The organism is Shigella sp. SIG3, assembly GCF_053555855.1.
On the sequence record NZ_JBQZXE010000132.1, the window covers coordinates 1 to 9,243 of the forward strand.

5 protein-coding genes and 5 pseudogenes are annotated in these 9,243 nt (G+C 49.5%); 1 reads left to right on the plus strand and 9 read right to left on the minus strand.

The window, feature by feature from the left end:
* Positions 1-154 precede the first annotated feature (154 nt).
* A complete protein-coding gene (osmC, locus tag ACUU1I_RS17635) occupies positions 155-586 on the plus strand; it encodes a peroxiredoxin OsmC (RefSeq protein WP_000152305.1) in 432 nt (143 codons plus the stop codon).
* Positions 587-641: 55 nt separating this feature from the next.
* Here osmC and ACUU1I_RS17640 read toward each other — a convergent pair.
* From ACUU1I_RS17640 to ACUU1I_RS17680, 9 genes and pseudogenes are all read right to left on the minus strand, one after another.
* Positions 642-1,568 (minus strand): annotated as a pseudogene (locus ACUU1I_RS17640) (oligopeptide/dipeptide ABC transporter ATP-binding protein).
* The gene (locus ACUU1I_RS17645) at positions 1,561-2,547 is read right to left on the minus strand and encodes an ABC transporter ATP-binding protein (protein WP_000193536.1); all 987 of its coding nucleotides are present in this window, start codon (positions 2,545-2,547) and stop codon (positions 1,561-1,563) included. The pseudogene ACUU1I_RS17640 and the gene ACUU1I_RS17645 overlap by 8 nt, the downstream one beginning before the upstream one ends.
* On the minus strand, positions 2,544-3,440 hold the full coding sequence (ddpC, locus tag ACUU1I_RS17650; RefSeq protein ID WP_000979624.1) for a D,D-dipeptide ABC transporter permease: 897 nt from the start codon (positions 3,438-3,440) through the stop codon (positions 2,544-2,546). Before ddpC ends, ACUU1I_RS17645 begins: the two co-directional genes overlap by 4 nt.
* Before the next feature lie 13 nt (positions 3,441-3,453).
* Positions 3,454-3,786: pseudogene (gene ddpX / locus ACUU1I_RS17655) on the minus strand (D-alanyl-D-alanine dipeptidase); the annotation flags it as partial.
* Positions 3,787-4,043: 257 nt separating this feature from the next.
* Positions 4,044-4,661, minus strand: a pseudogene (locus tag ACUU1I_RS17660) (EAL domain-containing protein); the annotation flags it as partial.
* A pseudogene (gene dosC, locus ACUU1I_RS17665) lies at positions 4,661-5,731 on the minus strand (diguanylate cyclase DosC); the annotation flags it as partial. The pseudogenes ACUU1I_RS17660 and dosC, both read right to left, overlap by 1 nt.
* Before the next feature lie 364 nt (positions 5,732-6,095).
* Entirely contained in the window at positions 6,096-7,415 is a 1,320-nt protein-coding gene (locus ACUU1I_RS17670; protein WP_000350395.1) for a family 10 glycosylhydrolase, read from the minus strand.
* Positions 7,416-7,545: 130 nt separating this feature from the next.
* Complete coding sequence (gene gadC, locus ACUU1I_RS17675; RefSeq protein ID WP_000246019.1) at positions 7,546-9,081, minus strand: acid resistance gamma-aminobutyrate antiporter GadC; 1,536 nt, start codon at positions 9,079-9,081, stop codon at positions 7,546-7,548.
* Positions 9,082-9,093: 12 nt separating this feature from the next.
* Positions 9,094-9,243, minus strand: a pseudogene (locus ACUU1I_RS17680) (glutaminase A); the annotation flags it as partial.

The window sequence follows — 9,243 nt, forward strand, 5'->3', positions numbered from 1 at the left end:
CTTGAGATATATATTCCCGGTTATCTATTGTGGGAATTTAATTTAAGTGCAGAAGTAATATTTTCGCCGTATTTTATTCGGAATATCCTGCTTATCCTCGTGCTGTTTCTCACGTAGTCTATAATTTCCTTTTTAAGCCCACAGGAGAGCAACAATGACAATCCATAAGAAAGGTCAGGCACACTGGGAAGGCGATATCAAACGCGGGAAGGGAACAGTATCCACCGAGAGCGGCGTGCTGAACCAACAGCCGTATGGATTTAACACGCGTTTTGAAGGCGAAAAAGGAACCAACCCTGAAGAACTGATTGGCGCAGCGCATGCCGCATGTTTCTCAATGGCGCTTTCATTAATGCTGGGGGAAGCGGGATTCACGCCAACATCAATTGATACCACCGCCGATGTGTCGCTGGATAAAGTGGATGCCGGTTTTGCGATTACGAAAATCGCACTGAAGAGTGAAGTTGCGGTGCCGGGTATTGATGCCTCTACCTTTGACGGCATCATCCAGAAAGCAAAAGCAGGATGCCCGGTCTCTCAGGTACTGAAAGCGGAAATTACGCTGGATTACCAGTTGAAATCGTAAAGCATTGCCGGATGACGCGTCAGGCGCGTGAATGCCTGATGCGTTGTTAGCATCTCTACAGCGCCCGCCAGCACCGGAGCTCACGTCCGTCCTCCCTTATTGCTAATGATTGCCGGACTTCACATCCGTGGGTTGCCAGAGGGCAACGTTCGTAGAAAAAACAGCCTTGCGGCAACGTGCGGTTTCCCGGCAGCTCCGTTTTACGTAATGCTCATTCTTCCTCCAGCGGTTTATCAATGGCGGGGAGGGAATCCAGCAATAATCGGGTGTATGGATGTGCCGAAGCAGTCAACACCTGTTGCGCGTCGCCCAGTTCTACAATCTGCCCGAGATACATCACCGCCACCCGATCGCTCATATGACGTATCACCGAGACATTGTGTGAAATCAGCACATAAGTCAGCCCGTGATTTTCCTGTAGCGTTACCAGTAAATTGAGGATCTGCGCCTGCACGGAGATATCCAGCGCCGAGGTTGGCTCATCAAGCACAATCACGTCAGGCTGCGAAGAGAGTGCTCTGGCAATGGCGATGCGTTGCCGCTGCCCGCCGGAGAACGCATGAGGCAGGCGGTCGAGATACTCCGGACGAATACCCACCTGCACAGCCAACTCCTCTGCCAACGCTCGCCGCTGTTGTTCACTACTACGCTTAGCTATCCAGAGCGATTCTGTGATGATGCGCCACACCGGTAAGCGCGGATTAAGCGAAGAGAGCGGGTCCTGAAACACCATCTGCATAATGCGTTGTGAGCCTGAACGGATGTACTGCCCGTGGCTCGGTTGCAGCATGCCCATTAAAAGCTGTGCGAGGGTGCTTTTGCCGCAGCCTGACTCGCCGACGATCCCTAAGGTTTCACCACGGCGGATCTGTAAATCAATACCATTAATGGCATGAACATGTTCCGTAGATTTACCAAGCCAGTTTTTACGGGCCGGAAAATTGATATGGACGTCGCGTAACGTTAATAACGTGTCAGACACTTATGACCTCCTGCTGCGGATACCAACAGGCGCAGTGCTGGTTGTTGTCACCACACGCTGTCAGCGCCGGGACGTTTTCACACTGTGCACCTGCCGCATAGCAACGATCGCGAAAAGCGCAGCCGTCAGGCAAATGGGTGAGGTTTGGTACCGTCCCTGGAATGGCGGGTAATGGCTGGCGTGGTACTCCATGTTCTGGTGCGCATTGCAGCAAACCAATGGTATACGGATGCCGGGGATGATGGATAACGTCTGCCGTCCCGCCGCTTTCAATTACGCTTCCGGCATACATCACGTAAACGCTATCGCACAGTTGCGACACCACGGCCATATCATGGCTGATGAACAGTACCGCAGTTCCACTGGCGCGTGCTTTATGTTTAAGCAAACGCAGTACCTGCAACTGTACTGTGACGTCCAGCGCCGTCGTCGGTTCGTCGGCAATAATCAATTGCGGCTCGCAGGAGAATGCCAGCGCAATCATTACCCGCTGGCGCATACCACCTGAAAGCTCAAACGGATAGCGCGACATAACTTCCACGGCATCCGGGATTTGCATCTCTTCCAGCAGGGCAATCGCTTTAGCTCTGGCTTCCCGACGACTTATTGGTTGATGATGGCGGATTACGTCCATCATCTGAAGACCTATTCGACGTGTCGGATTAAGGGCGGTCATCGGTTCCTGAAAGATCATCGCCACTCGTGCGCCGCGCCACTGACGAAGCTGTTTTTCCCGAGCGTTAAGAACATCTTCTCCCAGCAGTGAAATCTGCCCCCGATGTACGCAATAACTGCCCGTCGGTAGCAGACGCATAATCAGCATTGCGGTGACTGATTTACCTGAGCCGGATTCTCCCACCAGACCGACAATTTCGCCGCGGTTAATCTGCAAGGACACATTGTTGAGCGCGTGAACATCACCGTTAAAACCGGGGAAACTCAAATGCAGCTGTTGAATGTCCAGAACGGGTTGGGTCATGACTGCTTTCCTCCTGCTTTCGGGTCAAGCAGATCGCGAATACCATCACCAAAGAGATTAAACCCGACGGCGGTAAGCAAAATCGCTGCCCCCGGAAATGCGCAATACCACCACTGATCGAGTACATAGTTGCGACCATTCGCTACCATCGCGCCCCATTCAGCACTCGGTTGTTGAGCACCCAGGCCAATAAATCCCAACGTGGCGGCCATTAAAATCGCGCTACCGATATCCAGCGATGCCTGCACGATCAGCGGCGGTAGGGAGTTACGTAAAATATGCCAGTTGATCAGATGCCAACGAGACGCGCCAAAGGTTTTCGCCGCCTGAACATAGGTATACTGGCGTACAACTAATGCTTGCCCCCGCGCCAGGCGCACATAAAAGGGAATTCGCACAATAGCAATCGCCAGCATGGCGTTAAATAAACTCGGCCCGAGAGCGGCAGCCAGTGCCATTGTCAGTACCAACGAAGGAATCGACAGCATAATGTCCATGATGCGCATGATGATGGCGTCTGCGCGTCCGCCAAGCACACCGGATAGACATCCGAGTAGCGAACCAATCATACCCGCAATGGCGACCACCACTAATCCGGCGAGAATTGATTGCTGACTGCCGACCAGTACGCGGCTAAACAGATCGCGTCCCACTTCATCGGTGCCAAACCAGTGCGCCGCAGAAGGCGGCAAAAGGCGGGCGGTTAAATCAATGGCGTTGGGATCATGCGTCGCCAGCCACGGTGAAAAAATCATCATCAGTCGCATTAATACAATGATGACTGCGCCGGTCACGGTGAGCGGACTGCCTTTCAGCATCCATACCAGTTTTGCACCGTTAAATCGCGTTTGTTTTTGTGGGCGTACGGCGGACGTTTCCTCGCTTAGCATCATTCACCACCTCCACGTCATCACGAAGCGTCAGGTCGAGCGCCGTGCCACGGCTGTGATTAGAACCGACCGTCACATCAACAACATATTGCGGGTCTGGGCAGGCTTGCCACAACATCGCCTGTGCTTGTTGTGGGCGATACGCATCGTAAATCACCAGTTGTAAGCCTGACAGCTGGGCGATACTGATACTTTTCGCCAGCGCGGTAATCGCATCTTTATGTAGCAGACAACGCGCTTGCTGATAAATAGCTTTACCTGTGATGTTATCAACGCAGGCATATTTCAATTCGATCTCCAGATCAGGGAAGATCACGGCTAAATCAACCAGTTCGGTGGTATCCGACATAAACGGTTCCTGTATAAGACAAAAATTGCTGCGCTTTCCGCTTATGCAGATCTCATGCCATGCCGGGATAAGCGCCAGAATGCTGGCTTAAAGTTATATTTTTTAACTTTTGATCAACATTTGTGCAGCGTAGTGCAGTTTTGGTGCAAGAGGGAAAGTTAAGGAAGGAATCTCCCGGAATCGTAGCTGAAATCACAGTATTTAAGTGACAGTGTCACCTTAAAGGAAAACCCGCGAGTGCGGGCGAGAGGAATTTGTCAGATTTTCAGCGGTAACACGCTGCTCATCCAGCCTGGAATTTCTTCGGCGGGAAGGGGGCGGGAAAAGAAATATCCCTGAATAACGCGACAGTGGATCTTACGTAGCATCTCAAATTGCTCTTTGGTTTCGACCCCTTCCGCCACGACGGTTAAATTGAGGCTTTGCCCAATGCTGGTAATGGCTTCAAGTAAGGCCAGGATGCGTTTTTCCGTCAGACAACGATCGACAAAGCTTTTGTCAATTTTGATTTCCGTTACCGGAAGACTGACTAAGCGGGATAATCCGGAAAAGCCCGTGCCAAAATCATCTACCGATAAACCCACGCCCATATCACGCAGGATCTGAATGCGCTTAAAGATTTCGGTATCGTGTTCCATCATCATGCTTTCCGTGATTTCCACCGTCAGCTGGTGGCCGTCAATACCCCAGGCTTGCATTGCATCAGACACCTGATTAGGCAGCTGATTACTGCGAAAGTGCAGCGCCGACAAGTTCACGGATAACGCCGGGATATGAATATTCTGGCTACGCCATTCTGCTAACTGACGGCAAGCTTCCGCGATGACCCAGCGCCCAATATTTTCGATTTCACCAATCTCTTCTGCGAGAGGAATGAGACTTTACGCAGAATTTCATCGCCAGTGTTATGGCCCCACGTATCGTTGATCTCTTTGAATTTATCAACGTCAATAATCAGCACTGACAGCGGTGTACCGGTCCGGTTGGCATGGGCAATTTCGCGTTTGAAGATAGTCGGCAGGAAACGGCGGTTAAGTAATTTCGTCAGTACATCCATACCGACTTCGTGGCGCGATACTTCTTCAAACAATTCACGCAGCAAGGTAATAATCTGCGATACGGTATTTCTTATCTGTAATAGAAATTTCACCCGCAAACTTCTGTTATTCAAAATCCTGGTGTTACGCATGGTTTGATTGAAAATACCGTCGAAATCCTGAATCAGACGGGAGATATGGCCCACTTCGGCAATGCCGCTAAAATAATGTCGACCTTTATGGTTAAACCACAGGCCAAAATCAGCCTGGCTTAAAGGCAAACTGCTGCCTAAATCAGAATCCAGCAGGACTTTATAGATAATATCTATTTCCCATGAAAGTATTGAGGCTATTTGCCGTTCTTTTTCTTCTTCGGCGTTTTCCAGTAACGAGAAGATACGATAGTTTTCATCTTCCTTTGAGGCACTACTGTCACTAAAGGTAAACGCGCGGGTCATCACTTCCATCGCGATATCAATACTGTTAATCGAGAAATGGTAGACCTGAAGTTTTTCTGCGGCGGAATAATCCGAAGAGAAGATTACCGGATAGAGGATTTTTTTCAGCACCCGAAACCCCATCTCGACAATTTCTACCGGAATTCCTATGCGGGCATGCACTTCCGCGACGGTATGCTGGATTTGTATTAGCCTTTCGACATCGTCAACCTGGGCAGAAAGCACGTTAATAATCCAGCGTTCCATCGCACTTTTCAACTGCCGCTCAACTTGTTCATTACTCAAGAATTCTTCGGCATGCGGGTCGATGCGGACAATTCGATAAAACTCGATACTCAGATAATGAGCATGCGCAAGGGCAATTTCTGCGGCTTTAGCACGAATGAGAGGATCTGCCTGTTCGACAAGTCCGGTCCACTCATCTTTCATTCTTTTAAAATACATCTCCATAATTCACACCCTTATAAGGCTGGGAAATCAGACGGAATCAAAACGAAACGCAACGTGCGAGATCGACTAACTGCACCATATTCTCCTGAAATATGAAGATATACTGAAAAGAAATAAGCGACTTAAGACAGTTTCAATCTACGCTACTGTTCTTCAGAAGAGTATAGCCCATCGTAATTATTTTTCGGTGACAGCGAATATCGTATGGTTTTTCATATTCATACATTTTTATTAGGGATTTATAGCTGTTTAACTAAGTGTGGTTAATTTGACTTATGTAAGCATGATTACTAGTGGGATATTTCACAAGGTGTAACAAGCCGGTGGGTAAAGCACCGGCTTGTTACAAAGTAAGCATGGTAGTTTAACTGCCCCAACGACTTTGCAGATAGCTGACCGCTTGTTGAGTCTGCGGTTTATTCAGATAGTCCTCACGGAACAAGATGGTGCCGCTAATTTCTGGTACCGCATCGTTAAGATCGAGCTGCTTTTTCAGTTCCGGTACGCCGCCGTTAATCATCCAGTCTGGCTCTATCTTTGAAGGTTCACCCACTTTATAGAAGGCGATACCGATATACAGGCGGGTCCTGGTCGGTTTAACGACATCCGCCCACCATTTTGCCAACACGTCATAACGCGCGGCACTCCGTGAGAACGGCCAGTAAATTTGGGGAGCAATGTAATCCAGCAATCCTTGTTCCACCCATCGACGGGTGTCAGCGTAGGATTCGTCATAGGCTGCCGCGCCTCGGGTATCGGAACCGAGCGGATCGTGTGATCGGTTACGCCACACGCCTGCCGGGCTAACGCCAAATTCGACTCCCGGCTTAATGCTTTTAATGGTGTGTGATACCTTTGCAATTAACTGCTGAGTATTGTTGCGCCGCCAGTCTGCTTTTGACGCAAATGCGCCTCCGTATTTACGGTACGTTTCGTTATCATTTAGCCGTGAACCCGGTGATTCAGTATAGAAATAGTCGTCAAACTGCACGCCATCTACCGGATAGCGGGAAACCACTTCAGCGACTATTGATGTGATCCAGTCCTGAACCTCAGGGATGCCCGGGTCGAGGACAAAGCGATCGCCAGACGTTCTGATCCAGTCACGGTGTTGCACATAGACGCTCGCCGGTTGTTGAGACAGAGTGCTATTCAGTTCCCTGATAGTACCGGGCTTCGTATTAACCGATACGCGATAGGGGTTAAACCAGGCGTGTACTTTCATCCCACGCTTGTGGGCTTCGTCGAGCATGAATTGCAGCGGATCGTAACCCGGATTTTCACCAATCTTACCGGTCATAAGATCGGACCACGGCAAAATTTTCGATGGCCACAGGGCGGTACCGTCCGGCTTGACCTGGAAAAAGACCGTGTTTATGCCGAGACGTTGGAGATGATCCAGTTTGTCGATCATCGCCTGTTGTTGTACACGGGCTCGGCTGGTGGGATTACTAATGTTAACCGAGGAAACCGGTGGCCAGTCGAGGCGAGAAACCGTGGCCAGCCAGATGCCACGCATCGGTTGTGACGATTGTTGCGTCGTGGCTGGTGGCTTTGAACCTGCTGGTGGTGTCACCATGGACTCTGGAGGCGTGCTTTTACAACTACACAGTAAAAGTGCCAATGCAACCAGTATCGCTGGTCTTCTAATCGTTAATTTCTTGTTTCGGGAGCAGATATCCATATGTGCTGGTTTCCGGTAAACAGATGTGCGCTCATTCTCGTACTTATCCCGGTTAAGTCAATACGACAGCAAGCACGAAAAAGGGAGCGATGAATTATCGCTCCCTTGTCTTATAACCATTCAGACATGGTTAGTGTTTCTTGTCATTCATCACAATATAGTGTGGTGAACGTGCACGCGGGTGCAGGAAGAAGTGACCTTTTGGTGCGTTCTGACTGTTGATTGGCTCCAGAGTGACGCCGGTATTCGCTTTGCCTTTACGATCATGAACAGCATAGAGAATAAAGGGCAGGGCAAGTACCACCAGGAAACTAACAACCAGTAATTCAACATACATATCGGTAGAATCACCCTGGATGTTATCCGGCGGCAGGAAGGAAACAATAAACGCCATAATTGAAGTCAGCAGACCGACAATTGCCACGACCAGTTTCACCCCTTTACCACCAGGGATATTAAATGTGCGTTTTAAGTCAGGATGTTTAAGAACCAACACAATGTAGCCAATAAACAGCATGAAATAAGCACACAGATAAATCACCACCGTCAGCGCCAGTGCGATCAGGAAGGACATGTTGTTACCGCCACCGGTATTGGTGAGGATGATCAACGCGATAGAAGTAATCACCAGCTGCGAAATGACCAGCGTTACCGGTACGCCATTTTTGTTCATTTTAGCGAATGCCGCTGGCAGCAGGTTTTTCTGCGCTGTGACATACATCCCGCGAGAAGGACCAACAATCCAGGAGGCGATTTCCGCCAGAACACCCAGCAACAGCAGTGCGGAGATCACGCGAACCGTCCACTCAATTTCCGGTGCCACATGGGACATCAGAACGGTAAAGGTTTGCATTACCCCTGCGGAGAGGTTGATTTCATTACCCGGAATGACCATCGCAATAGACAAACCGCCAACAGAGCTTAAGCAGATTGCCGCCACCATCAGCAGTAACATAGCCAGTGGATAGTCGCGCCCGGGGTTGCTCATTTCATTGACGTGAGTTGCGGAAGCTTCTACGCCCATATAACTCAAAATGAAGGCAACAAATACAACCAGTGTGCCCACTTTAGAGAAGTCAGGGAAGAAGGTCTTCGAATCCATTTCGATAGCAACGGGGGCACCGGAGTGCAGGTAAATAGCCGCTAATGCGATCAAAATAAATGCAGGTAACAGGATACCGGCGAAGAAGCCAACTTTAGCAATTCGCGCCGTGTATTTCGTGCCACCAAACTGCGTTAATGCCAGCGCCCAAAGAATGATGAGTGCTGCAATAGTTTTGGTAATGGGGTCTTCATTCAGCGCTGGCCATTTCAGGATGTAGGAGAGTGCCCCTAACACGAAATAGAGCATCGGAATAAAACCAATGGCGATTTGCAGATAGCCAAATGAGATCGCTGCAAATCCCCATCTCGGACCCAGAGTATTTGATACCCAGGCGAAGACACCACCTTCTTCCCAGCCGTCGACGGTGGCCATTTCCGCAGCACAAAGTCCCACGGGAATAAACCATAAAATCCCGCCTAATAGCAGGAAGAAGACTAATGAAAAGCCCGATGTTGCGAAGGTAGGGTATTCATAAACAGCCATTACCATCGATGCCGTTATGGCAAAGAATCCGAGTAATGTGAGCTGCTTAGCTTTACCTGTCTGTACTGATGTAGCCATATTATCCCCCTAAAACGGTATTCCTGTCGGAACCGCACCTGTTTTGTTCTGAAGCGTATTCAGAACAATATTTTCCGTTGCTAATGCCAGTGAACAGACTTTGGAAATTATCCCGAAACGGGTTCGTTTCGGGACACCGTTACCGTTAAACGTTATCAGGTA